The organism is Bradyrhizobium sp. WSM2254 (genome assembly GCF_000472645.1).
Taxonomy (GTDB): domain Bacteria; phylum Pseudomonadota; class Alphaproteobacteria; order Rhizobiales; family Xanthobacteraceae; genus Bradyrhizobium; species Bradyrhizobium niftali.
Genome location: NZ_AXAB01000025.1, coordinates 77,773 through 95,130, shown reverse-complemented (window position 1 = coordinate 95,130; position 17,358 = coordinate 77,773). Strand labels below are relative to the sequence as shown.

Below are 17,358 nucleotides of genomic sequence, written 5' to 3'. Positions count from 1 at the left end.
AGGCAGAGCCCAACCGTTGGTCACGAAGGCTTCAGTATCAGTCGCCGATATAGACATGGCCGCGTTTCTTCGCGATGTGATAAACGATCACACTCAGCACCGCGATCACCGATCCATAGACCGGGAACATCCAGGCCATATTCGCGTGCTGCAACCACACCAGCAAATAGGGTGAGGTCCCGCCGAACAGTGAGACCCCGAGCGCGTAGCCGAAAGCGATGCCGGTCGTGCGCACCGCACGCGGCATTAGCGTGGTTGCGATGAAGTTGTAGAGAGCCATGTTGCAACCGACGATGGCGCCGCCGAACACCATGACGAAGAAGAATGTGGAAATGCTCTTCTCGGAGTAGAGCAACGTCAGGAAGAAGCACCCGACGAGCAGCAGCCGCAGCAGGGTGAACGCCCGCGAGGGGCGGATCCTGTCCGCGAAAGTGCCCACAAAGGGCGCTGTCACGATCCAGATCACGCCCATCAGGGTGGTGATCCCGTACACCCAGGTGCTGTTCTCCTTGAACACGCCGTTGGCCAGGTTGGGCAAACCGGCATTCCAGGCGTAGTTCGCAATCTGCACCGCGCCGACGACGAGGACGACCGCCAGTAGCGAAAGCCGTACGCTCCAGAGTGTCTTCCACACATCGCCGGTGGTCTTTTGAATGCGCGACAGCTCGTCACCATGCATGACGTCCTGGATCAAGGTCTCCGGCAGAGTGCTGCGCAAATAGATGACCACGAGGCCAAGCGCGCCGCCGACTGCAAAGGGCAGCCGCCAAGCCCATTCGTGCAATGTCTCGGAAGCCACCGAGGCACTTACCAAAAAGGCGACCAAACTGGATCCGAAGACACCGAGCTGGATAAACGTGCCACTGATCAGACCAAGATATCGCCCCTCCTCGCCCGGCGGTGCAAGTTCGATCGCAATGGCGTTGGCGACCCCCGCCTCGGCGCCCGTGGCGAGGCCCTGGATGATCCGGACAAGCAGCAATATCACCGCCGCCGCGACGCCAAGGTCTTTGTAACCTGGCAAAATGGCAATCAGCAGCGAGCACAACGCCATTGCGGTGACCGAGATCATCATGACCCGCTTGTGGCTAATACGATCGGCGATTGGACCGAGTATCGCTGCTCCCACCGGCCGCGCGAAAAAGCCCGCGCCGTACACCGCAAGTGCGGCGAGCAGCGACGTCGTGGGATCATCGGAGGGAAAGAAAAGCGGCGACAGAAACGAAGCCATCATTCCATAGACGGTCCAGTCGTACCACTCCAACGCTACGCCACCGCCCAAACCCATCGTCATGCGCTTATTGGCAACATGTCTTTCATGCGGGATGGCTACGGTCATGGATTCAATCACAGTGGTCATTCATTTCCTCCGGTTCTCGTTATGGACTTGGCAGACTTCTATGAAAACGTTTTCATTTCGGGACGAACGGCATCGTTGCTGCATGCGCACTCCAGGTAAATCATCGAGCGATGCGAGTTCGAGTGTCGGGCGTCAACGTCCGGTGAATGCTGGCGGCCGCTTCTCGACGAAGGCAGCCATGCCCTCCTTTTGATCGTCGGTGGTGAAGGCGTATCGGATTGCACGCCGCTCAATCATCAAGCCGGCCGACAGTGACGTTTCGTAGGCAGCCTGAATCGATTCCTTGGCTAACCGAGCGGCGACCGGCGCACGATTCGAGATGACGCGCGCTATCGCGAGCGCGCGCCCGAGCACCTCGGACGCCGGCAACATTTCGGATGCAAGTCCCGCAGCCACGGCCTGTTGCGCGCTGATCGGCTCGCCTGTCAACACCATCTGCATGGTCAGAGATTTGCCAACGACCCGCGCTAAGCGCTGCGTGGCGCCATCGCCGGGTATGATACCGATGGTGATTTCCGGTTGCGCCAGTATGCTGTCTTCTGCCACCAGCAGAATGTCAGCGAGCATCGCGAGCTCGAGGCCGCCGCCCATGCACACGCCTCGAACGGCCGCAATGAGCGGCTTGGGAAAGCCGGCGATCACATCCCAAGCATCCTGCCGTGTGGGATCGCTCAGCGCATCGAAGCCGCGCTGCTGCATCTCCTTGATGTCAGCACCAGCGGAGAAGGCGCGTTCATCGCCACTCAGAACGACGCATCGCATGGCCTCATCGGAACGAGCCGCTCGAAGTGCATCGGCAAGCTGACACAACAGAGCTGCACTCAGTGCATTTCGTTGGCTTGGGCGATTGAGCCGCAGCAGAAGTATGCCTGGTTCAGACCGCTCGACGATGATGAGGGACTCGGTGAGATGGTTCATATCGTTCCTTTGAGAAAAACCAGTGCGAAGATCCCTTAGCTTGTGCATGCGGCTAGACGCCGGCGGCCTTCTTCGGAAGGAAGCGTTGCATGTTTGCTCGTGCCGTCTCGTGCAGGATATCCTGGGCAAAGTAGCGGTTTGCCAGGTCATCCATGACCTCAGCTCCGGCGGCGATCGACGTGGAGAAAAACTGCTTGGTGGTCAGCACAGCGTGAGGCGGCATCGCCGCCAGGTCCTTGGCGTAGTGGAGCGCAACCTCGCGTGCTGTTTCATTTGGAGGCGACAGAATGTCAGCCAACCCCAACCTATGAGCCTCCACGCCATCGATCGCAGTCGGACTCCAGCTTAAGGAGCGGGCCACAAAGGGACCAACGCGTGTGGCGAGTGTGTTCAGTCCGAAGCCCGGCAGCCAGCCAAGAGAAACCTCCGGCAAATGCCAGCGCGTTGCCGGAGCCGTTACGACGACGTCACACGACGCCGCGAGCATGAGGCCGCCGCCCAAGGCAAACCCGTCGACAGCACAGACGACCGGCTTTCTGATCAGGGTAAGGGAGCGTACAAATGCGCCCAGGCGACCATTGAGGTTGAAGGTGCCCTCGATGTCGCCTGCAGAAAAGTCTTTGAGGTCTGCACCGGCTGAAAAACCGGGGCCGTTTCCTGCAAGCAATATCACGTTGACGTCTTTGTCGCTGGCCGCCCTGTCCACCGACTCCAGCAGATCTTTCAGAATGTCCTCGCCGAGAGCGTTGCGTCGCTCCGGCCTATTCAGCGTTAGAATCTCGACCTTGCCGTCGCAGTCTCTTGTCACGAACTTCACGCCGGCCCCTCCCCTATGCCTGTACGACGCGATCGTGGAAGCGCTCTGCCAAGTTCATCGGCTCATTCTTGAAAATCCTCGCATCCATCAGCTTCAGGTCGGGCGACACGACGACGTCGAATTCAATATTCGACAGCACATCCTTTTCGACGGATATCCCGGGCGCAACCTCGGTCAGCATCAGACCATCAGGCGTAAGCTTGAATACAGCGCGCTCGGTGATGAACACCACGTCTTGCTGACGTTCCTTCGCATAGGCGCCGCTGAAGGTAATTTGGTTGACGTCCTTGACCCACTTCTTGACCGTTCCCTCGCTGGCAATGACGAGGGAGCCGTCATCTGGCTTCGCGCTCAGACCGTCTGCCGTGAGAGTGCCCGAGAAAACGACCTTTCGGGCGCCCTGACTGATGTTGATGAAGCCGCCGGGTCCTATGATCTTGGTGCCGAAGCGGCTGACATTCACGTTGCCGTGGCGATCGACTTCGGCAGATGACAGGAATGCAACGTCCAGCCCGCCGCCGTCGTAGAAATCGAACTGATCCGGTTGCGGCGCGATCATGTCGTAGTTCGTGCCGGCACCGGCATCCATTCCTGGCGCGGGAATGCCGCCAATCACCCCCTGCTCCGCCGTTAGCGTGACTGAGCGATATATTCCTTCTTCAGCAGCCACGACGGCAATTCCGTTCGAAATACCGTAGCCGATGTTGACGGTCGCGCCGGGCGTCAACTCAAGCGCCGCGCGCCGCGCGATGATCTTTCTCACATCCAAAGGCAACGGCTCGATCGCCCCGTCTGGCACCCTCATTTTTCCTGCATACGCCGGACTATATTCCGTCGCGTATGTCTGCCGTTGATCGGGATCGACGACCAGGTAGTCGACCAGAACTCCAGGTATTCTGACTTCCCGTTGATTTAGCGTATTCGATGCAGCGACCCGCTTGACCTGAACGATGACTATTCCGCCCGAGCGCCGAGCTGCGGCAGCGATCGACATGCTTTCACCGACGTATGCCTCGTCTTCGAGGGAGATATTTCCCTTTTCGTCCGCAATGCTTCCTCGCAGGATCGCGACCTGGATCGGAAAGGTCTTGTAAAGCAGATGCTCCTCTCCTTGGATATCAACAAGCGCTACCATATCCTCTTTGCTGCACTCGCTCTGCCGGCAGCCGCTGATGCGGGGATCGGCGAAGGTGTGGAGTCCAACCTTCGTGATCACACCAGGCCGTCCCGCTGCATTTTCGCGAGCGAGTTGCGCCAGGACCCCCTGGGGAATGGTATAGGCCTCGATCTTGTTGGCCAGCGCCAACTGTCCAAGTCCCGGACAATTGCTCAAGCCGCTCGCCACAACGCGACGCACCAAGCCAGGAGCCGACAGCTTGTTGAAGCCGAGACCAGTCGCGAGCCAGTCGCCGATTGGCACCGTGCCCACCACCATCAGGTCTTCAGGAGCCCCCCGCTCGGAATGGACGTCGCGAAGCGCATCAATGATCGCCTCGGGAACGGCGTGGCCAGCGCTTGAGCCACCGAAATAAACGCAGTCACCGTTAGATATCAGCGATGCCGCCTGCCTGGCCGTAATAATCGGTACTGCACCCGCTCGTCGTTGCTTCGCTCGCACGCTGATCTCCTGTCGTGAAACGCAGGTAACTGGCATAGCCAATTTGAAGCCAAGACCTCCCATCAGGCGCGAAGAGGTTTGCGCCTAGGCGTCCATGATCCTGAACTGCAATCGCCGGCCACGACCTCCCCTTCCAAGGGAGGCAATTATTGAAAAGGTTTACATTGGTTTTGCGGACGTTGCAAGAGACCTCGAAAAAGAATTGAAATTGTTGGCATCACCGCAGAACGTTTTGATCTGCGACGAGGACTGTTCATGCATCAGCAATCGAAAGAGCCCTCCCTAAAAGCGCAGTCTCGAAAAATATCTATAAAGATCAATATCTTAACCTGAATCTGCCGGGCGCAGGACTCTCGCCTAATGTCGCAGCAACGGGTGCCGGCGGCGAATGAAGGCCCGCGCAAAGCCACTTGCTCTATGCCAGCCGAGCCTTATGACAGGGCAATTTCTGCATTTGACCCTTTCGCAACTCAACGCGTCGTGGTAACGTTTTCACTGCCGCTCGCTCTCAACAAGGCGAAGTTTGACAGAGACAGAAAAGGCCGATGGCATCAGACAAAACGGCCCGCGGTGACCGCGGCATCATCGAAGTCGCTAAACGCGCGGGATGTTCGATCGCTACCGTTTCGCGGGTGTTGAATCGACCGGAGAGCGTCGCCGTCGATTTGAGGGGGCGTATCCTCCAGGTCGTTGAGGAGCTCGACTACGTGCCGAACGGATCGGCGCGCGCACTACGATCCTCGCGCTCTCGACTGATCGGCTTGATCGTTCCGACATTGGACGCCGCGATCTTCACTCGGATGCTGGAGGGCCTGGAGAGCCGACTCGCGCCGTCGGGTGCGTCGCTGGTCCACTCTGCGACGGGCTACGATCTCGACAGAGAATTTAAGGAAGTTCGTAATCTTATTGAGAAGGGCGTTGACGGCATTGTTCTCGTGGGCTCTTGCCATCGAAAGGAGACCCTGAAACTGCTGCGTGATCGCAAGGTCAGGTTTGCTGTCACCTACGCTCTCTCGGAAGACATTTCGGTTCCTTGCATGGGTTTTGACAATCGCACCGGCGGGGCGTTGGCAGCAAACTATCTTGCGGACCTCGGTCATAAGCATCTCGCAGTCATCGCAGGAATAACGCGCGACAACGACCGAGCGTCTGGCCGCCTCGAGGGGTTCCTGGACACGGCCGAACGCCGTGGAATAGATCGTTCCAGCATCGTCGTTGTCGAATCGCCCTACGATTTCGGTCGCGGCCGAGCTGCAGCCAAAATAATCCTCAAGCAGAACAAGAATGTAACTGCGATATTTTGCGGAAGCGACGTACTTGCTGGCGGAGCATTACGCGGCTGCAAGGATCTTGGCTTGAGCGTACCTCAAGACATATCGATGATTGGTTTTGATAATCTCGATATTGCCGAATATCTCACGCCTGGGCTTACGACCGTTGACGTCCCGGCTCGTCTGATGGGCGAACAGGCAGCCAATTATTTTCTGGCTGATCAAGCCTCGCTGGACATCCACTCCAGGGTGGAGCTGGAAACGCGGTTGATCGTTCGGGACTCGACTGCCCCTGCGCGACATCGGCAATGACCGAACAGCGCATCCGCATGTCGTTGCCCGAGGCTGATCTCTTCCTCACCAATCGCGCTATCCGCCGGCCATACCCAAAAGGTCGAACAATGGTCGCTAAGAGCGCTTTGCGGCTCGTCATCGATGTTGATGGCGCTGCAGACCAATATTCGAAAGGCGGCCCAACATGCAGCAAGGGTGCGGATCGACAACATCAAAGCATGGGCGGGTGCTTGGCGGGTACTCGGCGACCAAGCCTTAAGACCAGATCTCTCATTCTGTTCACGCCCTGGAATGTCCGGAATCCGAACCGAGCCCAAGAAGATTTAACGCCTCACATCCGCTGCTCGTCACATGGCTTCTGATGTCAAACCAAAAGGGGATCCTTGCCATGCCAATCCAAAAAAGCGCGCTCTATAGCGGCCTGTTCCCCGTCGCGCCAACGCCATTTACCGACTCCGGAGGTATCGATCTTGAGGGGCAGCGGCGCGTTTTGGATTGCATGATCGATCAGGAGGTCGACGGAATTTGCATCTTGGCCAACTATTCCGAGCAGTTCCTGTTGACGGACGAGGAACGCAGATTGCTGGTTGACCTCTGTCTGTCGCATGTGGGCGGGCGCAAGCCGGTCATGGTGACATGCAGCCATTTCAGCACGCGTATCGCGATGGAGCGCGCGCGCTATGCGACTGAACGAGGCGCAAGTCTTCTCATGCTGATGCCGCCTTACCATGGCGCAGGCCTCAGGGTGGACGAGGCCAGCATGATCGAGCATTTCGCTCGTGTCGCCGATGCCGCAAGAATTCCGATCATGGTTCAGGATGCGCCACTCAGTGGCGTCACACTCTCGGTACCCTTTCTCGTGCGCCTGGCACGGGAAGTACCGCTCGTTAGCTATTTCAAGATCGAGGTGCCGTTTGCGGCCGCGAAGCTGCGCAACTTGATCGAGGCCGGTGGCGAGGCCATCGCAGGTCCATTCGACGGAGAGGAAGCCATTACCATGATGGCTGATCTCGAAGCCGGCGCGACCGGGACAATGTCGAGCGCGCTTTGTCCCGATTTGTTGCGAGCAGTGATCGATCATCACAAGGCAGGGCGCAGCGCGGAAGCGGCTGCTGCATATGCAAAGGTACTGCCATTGATCAATTACGAGAACCGTCAATGTGGCTTACGCGCTGCCAAGAGCGTGATGAGAGAAGGCAACGTCATCAAATGTGAGGCTGTGCGGCACCCATTGGAGCAAATTCATCCGAAAACGAGAGCCGGACTGGTTGAGCTTGCGCGCGGAGTCAATCCTTTGGCCCTCTCCTGGGGGCGCTGAATAGTCCTTTCGCGAGGTGATTTAATCGTCGGTCGGCAGCGCTGCGACGCCGAGAGCTTGTGGACTTACCAAACTCCAACTTGAGATCCTATCGATGACGAATAATTACATCGCTGGCGAGTGGCTTCCTGCAGCGGAGGCATCCGCAAATATCAACCCGTCCAACACCAATGATGTTGTGGGCGAGTATGCCCGCGCATCCGCTGCCGAGACTGAGCGCGCGATTGACGCTGCTCACGATGCTTTCCCGGCTTGGTCGCGCTCCACCATCCAGACCCGGCACGATATTCTCAAGGCCGCTGGCGATGAGATCCACGCCCGCAAGGACGAGCTCGGCCGCCTGCTCTCCCGCGAGGAGGGCAAGACCTTGCTGGAAGGCATCGGCGAGGTCACGCGCGCCGGCCAGATCTTCCACTTCTTCGCCGGCGAGTGCCTTCGCATGGCGGGCGAGAAGGTGCCGTCGGTGCGGCCTTTCGTCGATGTGGAGATCACCCGCGAGCCGGTCGGCGTCGTCGGGCTCATCACCCCCTGGAACTTCCCCATCGCGATTCCTGCCTGGAAGATCGCGCCAGCGCTTGCCTACGGCAACACCGTGGTGTTCAAGCCTGCCGAGCTCGTGCCGGGTTCGGCGCATGCGCTCTGCGAGATCATCGTCCGCGCCGGCGTGCCGACAGGCGTGTTCAACCTGGTCATGGGCCAGGGCTCGGTGGTGGGCGAGGCAATGCTGAACAGCCCCAAGGTGTCCGCGATCTCCTTCACGGGCTCGGTACCGACAGGGCGCAAGGTCGCCGAGAGGTGCATAACCGCGGATCCGATCAAGAAGGTTCAACTCGAGATGGGTGGCAAGAACCCCATGGTGGTCCTGGACGATGCCGACCTGAAGGTGGCGGTGGAATCCGCTGTGAACAGCGCCTTCTTCTCCACAGGCCAGCGTTGCACGGCTTCGTCGCGCCTGATCGTGACGGATGGCATCCACGATCAATTCGTGGCGGCCATGCAGGAGCGGATGCAGGCGCTCGTCATTGACGATGCCTTGAAGGCTGGCACGCATATCGGCCCGGTGGTTGACCAGAGCCAACTCGACCAGGACCTGAAGTATATCCAGATCGGCCAGGCCGAAGGCGCCAAGCTTGTTGCCGGCGGCGAGCTCGTCAAGCGCGAGGCTCCCGGCTTCTATCTCGCGCCCGCGCTGCTCACGGAGGTGAGCAACGGGATGCGTGTGGCGCGTGACGAGATTTTCGGACCTGTAGCCACCGTGATCCGGGCGAAGGGCTACGACGAGGCGCTGGAACTCGCCAACGACACGCCATTCGGTCTGTCTTCGGGCATCTGCACCGCGAGCCTGAAATACGCCAGCCACTTCAAGCGCAACTCAGAAGCCGGCATGGTGATGGTGAACCTGCCGACGGCCGGCGTGGACTACCACGTGCCATTCGGCGGCCGCAAAGGCTCCAGCTATGGTCCGCGCGAGCAGGGCCACTACGCGCAGGAGTTCTATACCACGGTCAAGACGGCCTACATCTTCGACGGCAACGGTCCTTAACCTGCAGAAGACCAGATCGAGGCCGTAAGTGCGCTTATTCACCTCGGGCAAGGGCGGGAATGACCAGGAGCAAGTCCGACGCGTTGAAGCCCCCCGTGAAATTGGTCCTTCTCGGCCTGGCCCAACCTGAGTTTGGCATTCCTGCAGAGCCAACACCGGAGGCAGGCATTTGAGGGGGCCGACGATCACAGACATTGCGCGTGAGGCGAATGTCGGCGTCGCGACCGTAGATCGCGTTCTCAACGACCGCGGCGGTGTGAGGATCGAGCTTGCCGAAAGAATCATCAAGGTCGCAAAGAAACTAAAATATCGCGACCGGCGATCAGGACCTCACCGCGGCATCATTCGCATCGAGGTGCTTCTGGTTCAGCCGGAACTCGAGATTTTTTATGCCGACCTCAACACCACTTTCCAGCGGATTTCGGCCTCCTTGGACCCAACTATTCTGGTGCACCGGACGTTCGCTCGCGAGGACGATATCGCCGCCGTCGCCCAACATATTGCAAAACCTCCCCTTCGCCGCGCTGGTCTCATCGTTCTGGCTCCAGATCATCCCAAGATTGCCGAGAGCATCCGCCAAGTCCGCATGTCGGGCGTCGAAGTCGTACAGATGCTGACGGGAAGTGCCGGCGAGGATGTGCCCTATATCGGCATTGACAACTACGCCGCGGGAAGAACTGCGGCCTACTATATGTCGCGGATGCTGCAGGGACGCCGCGGTACTTTGCTCGCCATGTGCCACAGCGGAGCCTACCGGGCGCATCGGGAGCGCATACGCGGCTTCTCCGATTATCTGACCCAGCACACGAACGGTGATCCCAGTTTCGACCTCGTCATTTTCGGACATGACGACAATTTGCTTTCAGCAGAGAGGCTGACGGAAGCTTTGCGTGACGACGAGCGCGTGATCGGGTTGTACACTGTCGGCGCCGGACGCGAGGGAATCGCGTCGGCCTTGAAGGCTCATCCGGTCAAGATATTCTGGATCGGACACGCGCTTACTCAAACCACTGCAAAATGTCTCCGGTCCGGCTTGATGGACATCTGCATCGACGGGGCGCAGGAGACCCATGCCCGCCGATCGCTTGATACGGTGCTTCATCGCCTCGGGCTGATCGATGTGGACGTGAGCAGCGCCCCTGTCCAGTTTCTCACCATCACCGCGCAGAATCTTTCGCGCAGCATCTGAGCGGACTGGCGGTCGACGCGCCTCAAAAATAGAGCCTTCGTGGAGGAGAGCTTCGATCAAATGGGATCAACGATGTGAAGTGGCTGCGGAGCAAAACCGTGCCGGACGCCTCGCTCGTCAGATGCACCACGGCGTCGCGGAGCGTGACCGGGACAAGCACCCCCGGCGCAAACGCTTCGTCAGGCGCACCATACTGCCGCCGTGCCGCGCGAGACGATTGATTCGGTCCATGCGCTTCAATCAGCGGTCGGTCGCCTGCCGGATGAGGAGGTGTGTCGCGTTGACAAAGTCCGAGAGAGCCTGGTCGGCGCGACGATAGATTTCCCGATCCAGGACCAAGTGACGCCGCTCTGAGTGCTTCTCGCAGTGCTCCTTGATAAAGACACCGCCAACCGGAGCTTCTCCGTCATGGGGCTCGGCCTCACGGCACGTCCACCCCGTCTCGCCGTATCGGGCTTTCACAATGAGCGCCAGGAGAAAGGCCTTCTTACGCCAGAAGGGGCGTGCGTTCGGATCCGTGTCGATCCGAATACCTTGCAACGCGCCGCTCCCGTCGACGAGCCCCCTCACGAGCACGGGATGGCCGCCGAGCTTCGTACCCTCATACTTGTCGTTCACGGCCGCCAGAGGATTTACTTCGTCATTGAACCGAAACGAGATAGCGTGCAAACCCGTTTCATCCGCTGGACATGTCCGAAAGTCCTTCCAGCCCGTCAGCTTGATGCCCTGATTGTCGGCGCAAGCAAGGTTGATATACTCTTCCGGAGGGATGTTGGCGACCGACATCCCAAGACTGAGGTCGCGCAAGTCGGCGATCTCGCGCGCGTTGGCATCACCGCAAGAGACCAAGAGAAGCAACAGCCGCAGCGCCCAGAGCAATCGTCGATGACTCATTGCCTCTCCTCCGTACCAGTTGCTCGGGAGTGGGCGGAGGTGTTCTTATAGACTTCACAGGCCCTTGCGCCCTCTCCAAAGAAGTCAACGCAGTCCTGATAGCTCGTCTGCCCCTTGCCTTTGATGTGCTCCAGAACATAATCGACGACCGTCTCGATTTCCTTCGGTCGTAGAAATGTAGCCGCATCCAACGGCAGGTCTTTGCCCATATCCTGAGCCGTGACCCCGGAATAGCATCGGTGGTCCTTGTAAGCGTCGCGATCAAAATGCGGCATCCCCGTTCCTGGCCGCCCGCAATGGACGACTTCAATAATTTGATCGCGCGTGAGCTGTGTGGCTCGCAGCGAGAGCGCTGCGCCACCATAGCCGCCGCCGCCATCGCCATGCCATTTGTGGCAGCCTACGCAATTTGCCTTTTCGTAAATGCGCTGCCCTTCATCAAGCGCGCGGTGCGCGCCGTTGATGACCTGCCCCTGTACGGGCGTGCCGCCTTCGCCCCGAGCGAGGTCTCGTGTCGCCAGAAGAGCCAAGCCACCACCCAGGATCAAGCTGAGGACGCTCACGCGTATCGCGCGGTTTGCCCGTTGGTTCGGGCGCACGACCTTCAATTCCATTCTTTCCTCTTGAACTCTTTTGACGAAGTGGGGCGAGCGCAGTCTCGCCCCACTGCCCGCACAAGGGATCACAGCCCGAAAACATACAGCATGGAACCCGGGGCGATTTTCTCCAGGCCTTTTGTGGAATCGAGGTTCCACTTGTCCCAGGCGCCGCCCAGTCCCACGAGGATCGCAACATATTGCTTTCCGTCCACCGAAAACGTCATGGGGGGAGCGTTGATGCCGGCACCCGTATTGAATTCCCATACTTTGTTGAGCGTCTTGGCATCGAGAGCGTAGAGCTCTCCGGATGGGTGGCCAGCGAACACCAACTCAGGCGTTGCAAGCAGCCCACCCAGCATCGGGTAGATGGTCTCATGCTTGCCAGTGACCTTACCAGTGGTGACATCAATGGCGGTGACGCTTCCTGTTATCGGCAGCTTCACGACTGGACCGCCGCCTGTGAAGAACTCGCGCGCCTTCCAATCGGAAGGTTTCGTCTCCTTGTTATCCAACTCGTCACAGCTCTCGATGACGGGGATGTACCAGGTCTTCAGGTCCGGATTATACGCAGTAGGCGGCCAGTTCTTGCCACCGTTATGTCCCGGACAAACGGTGACATGCGAGTTCTTCCGGTTCAGCGTCACCTGCGGAACATAGGTCTGCACCGACTTGCCGGAATCATACTCGATCGGCTTTCCGGTCTCGGGGTTGATGCCCTTGGTCCATGTCACCTTCTTGACGAAAGGGGTTGCCCAAAGGAAAGAGCCATCGGTGCGGTCGAGCGCGTAACCGAAGCCGTTGCGATCAGCCTCAAGTACCACCTTGCGCTGGCTTCCCTTGAACGGGATGTCGACCAGCACTCTCTCCGCAACACTGTCATAGTCGAATGGATCATTCGGTGTGTGCTGAAAGTGCCATTTGATTGTCCCGGTGTCCGGATCCAAGGCAAGGGTGCTATCTGTGTAAAGGTTGTCGCCCGGACGGTACTCGGAATCAAAATCCGGGCCAGGATTACCGACACCCCAGTAGAGCAAGTTGGCTTGGGGATCGTACGATCCGGTCACCCAGGTAGATCCCCCACCGGTCTTCCACGAATCGCGCTCATCCTTCCAGGTCTCGTTGCCTGGCTCGCCCTTGGCTGGAATCGTGAAGGTTCGCCAAGCTTCCTTTTGAGACTTCAAGTCGGTCGCCGCAATCCAGCCGCGGATGCCGTACTCGGCCCCGGCCACGCCAGTGATAGCCATGTTCTTGACGATCAGCGGCGCGCCGGTGATGACTTCGCCCTTGTCGGGATCGGCCACCTTGCGCTCCCAGGCGACTTTGCCATCGTCCTTATTGGTCGCAACCAGGCGCCCATCGAGGGTATGTGAGATCACAAGATCCTCCCATAGCGCTGCGCCTCGATTGTTAACGCCGCAACAAGCAACGGCACCGGCCCAGTCGTGGTCGGTCCTGGGATCCATTTTCCAGACCAGTTTTCCGTTCCCGCCGTGGAGATCGATTTTGTAGACAGATCCCCACCCGTCGGTGACATAAATGAACCCGTTCTCGACAATCGGGGTACCTTCGAGACCGCCATGGCTCCAAATGCCGCCCCCCTCGATACCGCCCAGCGCCATCGTCCAGGCGACATGCAGCCCCTTGACCGTGCTGCGATTGATCTGGTTCAGCGGTGAGTAGCGCTGGGCCGTGTAGTCGCGGTGATGATGCAGCCAGTTGCCCGTTTCCTGCGGCGCATTGACAAGCCGCTTTTCGGTCGTTTCCTCAGAGGCAACCGCCGCACTCCCGAGGGCGCCCGCCATGAGGCCGACCCCGGCGATCGCGCTGACGGTCCCCCAAAAACCAACTTTTGTCTTGCTTACCTTGGACATCCATTCACTCCTCTCGTAGCCGATTTTTTATGGTGATTGTGTGCGAGCTCAATCGCGGTTCGAGGCGATCGCGTATTGAAGCCTGGTCGCCTAGACCCGAATCTGGTCGCCTGCTGGAAGCGATCGGATTCGTTTGCCGGTCGCGGCAAAGATCGCGTTGCAAAGTGCCGGCAGAAAAGGCGGCACTCCTGGCTCTCCGACACCGCCCGCCGGCACGTCGGAGCCATTCGGAACGATGTGAACACGCACATTTATCGGTGCATTGTCGATGCGAGCCACCGGATAGCTGTCAAAATTACTCTGCTCGGCGCTGCCATTCTTGAAGGAAATCTCGCCGATGAAATTGCTGAGCCCCATGACGGCTGCCCCCTCAATCTGGGAACGAATCCGCTCTGGATTGACGGCAAAACCGCAGTCAATCGCGGTCTCGACGCGCGGTATGGTCAGCTTTCCACGCGAGTCCACACCAACTTCGACGACCGTTGCGACGTACGACAGGAAGCTGCGGTGTGCTGCAATTCCGAGCCCGCCCCCCTTCGGGAGCGATCTTCCCCAGCTGGCACGTGAGGCCGCCAAATTGACGACGTCTGCGAGACGTCCGGTGTCGATCGGATACGTCGAATACGGATCGCCATAATTCCAGAGCGGATCTGTCAGCCCTAGTTTCTCGAGCTCGAGCTTTCGCGGTGGCCCAATGATTTCGAGCAGGAAGTCTTTGGGATCCTTGCCCAGCTCGAGCGCGATCTCTGCAATGAAGGACTGTACGGCGAACGCGTGAGGTATGTTGTTGACCGACCGGAACCAGCCAATCCGCGTCAAGGCCGCCGCTTCGCCAGTTTCAAAGCGCACGTTGGGAATGTCCAGTGCGAGATCTGCAAGTCCCAATCCCAGTTCTATGGCCTGCTCGCGCTTTGGATCAGGCTTGAAGTTCGCAAACAAGGTTGGCGCGACCGAGCGATGCCGCCATGCGATCACTTTTCCCGACGGGTCGACGCCCGCGTCTAAACGCGAATAGGTGACCGTATGATAGAAGCCATGATGGAGGTCGTCCTCTCGCGTCCAAGCGAGTTTGACTGGCGCACCATCAAGCGCCTTCGAGAGCAGTACTGCTTCCTGCGCGAAGTCCGATTGGCACTTTCGACCAAAACCGCCGCCGAGAAGAGTGATGTTCACCTTCACCTTGTCAATCGGCAACTCAAGAAGTTTGGCAAAGGCTTCGCGCGCGCCGAACGGATACTGCAACGGAGCCCACACCTCGCATTCGCCGTTGCGAATGGTTGCAGTCGCAACGAGCGGCTCCATGGATGCTTGAGCAAGGTGCGGCACATAATATTCGGCCGATACAGTTTTGGATGCGCCGGCGAACGCCTTGTCGAAATCTCCCTGAGCCCGCTCGACGTGACCCGGCATGTTCGCGACTTCAGCCATCTGCCGTCGATACGCGGCGGAGTCGTAGCCGCTGTTCTCACCGTCTTCCCAGTTGATCTGCAGGGCTTCTCGACCCTTTATGGCCGCCCACGTATTCGTCGCCACCACCGCGACCCCACCCAACGGTGAGAACGCGGCGGGTGGCGTCCAGTCGACCTTGAGTTCCAACACCCTTTCGACGCCAGGAACTTTAAGAGCCTCCGTGGCGTCGAAGGATTTTACCCTCCCACCGACAACGCGAGGACGCGCGATCACGGCGTATTTCATGCCAGGCAATCGCACATCGTATCCGTATTGCGCCTTTCCGACCGTGATATCGAACAAGTCGTAGATCGGGACATTGCCGTGGCCCATATACCGAAAAGCATTGTCGGGCTTGAACTTCAGGGATTCCACCTGCGGGGTGGGCAAGTCCATTGCCGCTTTCGCGAGCTCACCGTAACCGAGCTTGCGGCCAGTCGGCCTATGCATCACCTCATGATTGCTGGCCTGAACTTCTGATAAGGAAACGCCCCACTGTTTGGCCGCCGCCTGCTCCAGCATCTGGCGCATCGCCGCGCCCACTTGTCTCATCGGCTGAAAGAAGTGACGCATGCTACGGGAGCCATCCGTGTCTTGATTGCCGTATCGTGGCTCATCGGCGAGCGCCTGGACGATGCGAACCTTAGACCAATCGGCTTCCAGTTCGTCTGCCACCACCATCGGAAGAGAGGTGCGAATTCCCGTACCCATCTCGGAACGGTGGGCGGTAATCGAAACCATGCCCGACGCGTCAATCGATACGAACACGTGTGGATCGCTGACGGTCCCATGCGGCATCTGCGCGCCACCGGTTTCGTACGCCAAACCAGGCCGCAAGCCGGAAATCTCGGCAGCTACGGCAAATGCTGCTGCCGTCGAGCGAAGGAATTGACGCCGGCTAACGTTCTCAAGTCTCACCCCTAGGTTGGACGAAGTTGACGGTACATGATTGCTCATCATTAGACCCCCCTTGACGCCCTGCGAACCGCAGACTGGATCCGCTGGTAGCAACCGCAGCGGCAAATATTCCCTGCCATCGCATCACTGATCTGCTGATCGGACGGGTTCTTGATCTCGGCAAGGAGCGCCGCGGCCTGCATGATTTGTCCGGCCTGGCAGTAGCCACATTGCGGAACACGCTCCTCGCGCCACGCGCGCTGAACGGGATGATTGCCGTCCGCATCCAGGCCTTCGATTGTGGTGACTGGTTTGGCAACGTCACCTACGGCCGTAATGCACGACCGAACCGCGTCACTGCCGATATGCACCGTGCAGGCCCCGCACTGGGCAATTCCGCACCCGTATTTCGTACCCGTCAGACCAATCACATCGCGAAGGACCCACAGCAGTGGCGTCTCGGGCGGCACGTCGACAGTGCGGGATCTCTTATTTATCGTAAGCTCAATACGCATTTCCGACGTCCTCCAGCTCTTCAGCCTTGCCGTTTGCGAGCCAAGCGATAGACGATTGGGGCAGCGGCACGCCCGGGCAGACGCGCACAGCACTCCCGAGCTCCAAGACGGGCAGTCTCGCAGCTGTCGGCAGCAATCAATCGGGTTCAATAAGGAGCGGGACTGGACGCTTGGATATTTATCGGCCCCGCACGTAGTTCCGTGCCTGTCGTTCGCCCTCCCTTCTCGTCTTCAGTTCTTCCGAAGATCGAAATCGCAAGCTTCAGTGATAGCGAAGCCGCTGGTTGCAATCCCGTTCCGCGTTGATCGAAATCCATCAAACAGCTAGCGATCCAAGCGCGATAGAAGTTCGTCGCAGCGGCCGCATTGGGTCGCAAGGGGAGCGGCGTACGATCTCCGCGTACCCGATCACGCGGAGGGCAAACGCCACCTTGAGTGCCAGCAGATCCCCTCCAAAGAGAAATGGGCGATGGCACGGGCACGGCGATCGTCACCCGAAGGGCCGAGACGCCGGAGGCGGCTCGGGGCGCGAAGCGCCTAGAGCCCGTTTCCGCCGGAGCGCAGCGCAGGCGGATGCCCCCCGGATGCTTGTCACGAGTCGCAGGAATCGCTTGCTGCCGACAGGGTGAGGCGGGTCACGGGAAGTAAACGCCGAACTGATGTCCTGCGCGAGTTCATGGGCTTCGTGAACCGGGTAGGTAGGCGTGTATTGCGATTGCCTGTCCGGGTTTCACGGAAACAAACGCTGTAGCCGCTCGATGATGGGCAGGACGCGCTTCGGCAATGGCTTCGCCCGCCGGGCGGC

At 59.2% G+C, this 17,358-nt stretch carries 13 protein-coding genes; 4 read left to right on the top strand and 9 right to left on the bottom strand.

Annotated features, from left to right (window positions below):
• Positions 1-37: 37 nt before the first annotated feature.
• The 4 genes from A3M7_RS0119110 to A3M7_RS0119095 all read right to left on the bottom strand — a co-directional run bounded on the left by A3M7_RS0119110 (position 38) and on the right by A3M7_RS0119095 (position 4,713).
• A complete protein-coding gene (locus tag A3M7_RS0119110; RefSeq protein ID WP_084302296.1) occupies positions 38-1,360 on the bottom strand; it encodes an MFS transporter in 1,323 nt (440 codons plus the stop codon).
• 132 nt (positions 1,361-1,492) lie between these two features.
• Positions 1,493-2,278, bottom strand: coding sequence for an enoyl-CoA hydratase-related protein (locus A3M7_RS0119105; RefSeq protein ID WP_027545357.1), 786 nt, complete (start codon positions 2,276-2,278; stop codon positions 1,493-1,495).
• A gap of 52 nt (positions 2,279-2,330) precedes the next feature.
• Positions 2,331-3,095: an enoyl-CoA hydratase/isomerase family protein gene (locus A3M7_RS0119100; protein ID WP_027545356.1), complete on the bottom strand. Its 765-nt coding sequence runs from the start codon at positions 3,093-3,095 to the stop codon at positions 2,331-2,333.
• A 13-nt stretch (positions 3,096-3,108) separates the two neighbouring features.
• On the bottom strand, positions 3,109-4,713 hold the full coding sequence (locus tag A3M7_RS0119095; RefSeq protein ID WP_063629451.1) for an acyl CoA:acetate/3-ketoacid CoA transferase: 1,605 nt from the start codon (positions 4,711-4,713) through the stop codon (positions 3,109-3,111).
• Positions 4,714-5,258: 545 nt separating this feature from the next.
• Between A3M7_RS0119095 and A3M7_RS44560 the strand changes: the two genes are divergently transcribed.
• The 4 genes from A3M7_RS44560 (at position 5,259) to A3M7_RS0119075 (ending at position 10,328) form a co-directional block, all read left to right on the top strand.
• The gene (locus A3M7_RS44560) at positions 5,259-6,296 is read left to right on the top strand and encodes a LacI family DNA-binding transcriptional regulator (protein WP_049823547.1); all 1,038 of its coding nucleotides are present in this window, start codon (positions 5,259-5,261) and stop codon (positions 6,294-6,296) included.
• A 370-nt stretch (positions 6,297-6,666) separates the two neighbouring features.
• Positions 6,667-7,596 (top strand): dihydrodipicolinate synthase family protein, encoded by a 930-nt coding sequence (locus A3M7_RS0119085; RefSeq protein ID WP_027545354.1) that lies wholly within the window; start codon positions 6,667-6,669, stop codon positions 7,594-7,596.
• Positions 7,597-7,690: 94 nt separating this feature from the next.
• Positions 7,691-9,139 carry an aldehyde dehydrogenase family protein gene (locus A3M7_RS0119080; protein ID WP_084302294.1) on the top strand — a complete coding sequence of 483 codons (1,449 nt, stop codon included), beginning with the start codon at positions 7,691-7,693 and terminating at the stop codon, positions 9,137-9,139.
• A gap of 169 nt (positions 9,140-9,308) precedes the next feature.
• Positions 9,309-10,328: a LacI family DNA-binding transcriptional regulator gene (locus A3M7_RS0119075; protein ID WP_049823546.1), complete on the top strand. Its 1,020-nt coding sequence runs from the start codon at positions 9,309-9,311 to the stop codon at positions 10,326-10,328.
• Between the two features lie 240 nt (positions 10,329-10,568).
• Here the strand turns inward: A3M7_RS0119075 and A3M7_RS0119070 are convergent, their stop codons facing one another.
• The 5 genes from A3M7_RS0119070 to A3M7_RS0119050 form a co-directional block, all read right to left on the bottom strand.
• Positions 10,569-11,222 (bottom strand): hypothetical protein, encoded by a 654-nt coding sequence (locus A3M7_RS0119070; protein ID WP_027545351.1) that lies wholly within the window; start codon positions 11,220-11,222, stop codon positions 10,569-10,571.
• Complete coding sequence (locus A3M7_RS44555; RefSeq protein ID WP_049823544.1) at positions 11,219-11,836, bottom strand: cytochrome c; 618 nt, start codon at positions 11,834-11,836, stop codon at positions 11,219-11,221. The genes A3M7_RS0119070 and A3M7_RS44555 overlap by 4 nt, the downstream gene beginning before the upstream one ends.
• Before the next feature lie 68 nt (positions 11,837-11,904).
• Positions 11,905-13,692, bottom strand: a complete 1,788-nt coding sequence (locus A3M7_RS0119060; protein ID WP_027545350.1) for a PQQ-dependent dehydrogenase, methanol/ethanol family — start codon at positions 13,690-13,692, stop codon at positions 11,905-11,907.
• A gap of 90 nt (positions 13,693-13,782) precedes the next feature.
• Complete coding sequence (locus A3M7_RS0119055) at positions 13,783-16,101, bottom strand: molybdopterin cofactor-binding domain-containing protein (protein WP_027545349.1); 2,319 nt, start codon at positions 16,099-16,101, stop codon at positions 13,783-13,785.
• Positions 16,101-16,553: a (2Fe-2S)-binding protein gene (locus A3M7_RS0119050; protein WP_027545348.1), complete on the bottom strand. Its 453-nt coding sequence runs from the start codon at positions 16,551-16,553 to the stop codon at positions 16,101-16,103. Before A3M7_RS0119050 ends, A3M7_RS0119055 begins: the two co-directional genes overlap by 1 nt.
• Positions 16,554-17,358: the final 805 nt, after the last annotated feature.

Excerpts from the sequence above, each read along its gene's own strand:
- A3M7_RS0119110 (WP_084302296.1), bottom strand. The coding sequence starts at position 1,360 with ATGACCACTGTGATTGAATCCATGACCGTAGCCATCCCGCATGAAAGA.
- A3M7_RS0119105 (WP_027545357.1), bottom strand. The coding sequence starts at position 2,278 with ATGAACCATCTCACCGAGTCCCTCATCATCGTCGAGCGGTCTGAACCA.
- A3M7_RS44560 (WP_049823547.1), top strand. The coding sequence starts at position 5,259 with ATGGCATCAGACAAAACGGCCCGCGGTGACCGCGGCATCATCGAAGTC.
- A3M7_RS0119085 (WP_027545354.1), top strand. The coding sequence starts at position 6,667 with ATGCCAATCCAAAAAAGCGCGCTCTATAGCGGCCTGTTCCCCGTCGCG.
- A3M7_RS0119080 (WP_084302294.1), top strand. The coding sequence starts at position 7,691 with ATGACGAATAATTACATCGCTGGCGAGTGGCTTCCTGCAGCGGAGGCA.
- A3M7_RS0119070 (WP_027545351.1), bottom strand. The coding sequence starts at position 11,222 with ATGAGTCATCGACGATTGCTCTGGGCGCTGCGGCTGTTGCTTCTCTTG.
- A3M7_RS44555 (WP_049823544.1), bottom strand. The coding sequence starts at position 11,836 with ATGGAATTGAAGGTCGTGCGCCCGAACCAACGGGCAAACCGCGCGATA.
- A3M7_RS0119060 (WP_027545350.1), bottom strand. The coding sequence starts at position 13,692 with ATGTCCAAGGTAAGCAAGACAAAAGTTGGTTTTTGGGGGACCGTCAGC.
- A3M7_RS0119055 (WP_027545349.1), bottom strand. The coding sequence starts at position 16,101 with ATGATGAGCAATCATGTACCGTCAACTTCGTCCAACCTAGGGGTGAGA.
- A3M7_RS0119050 (WP_027545348.1), bottom strand. The coding sequence starts at position 16,553 with ATGCGTATTGAGCTTACGATAAATAAGAGATCCCGCACTGTCGACGTG.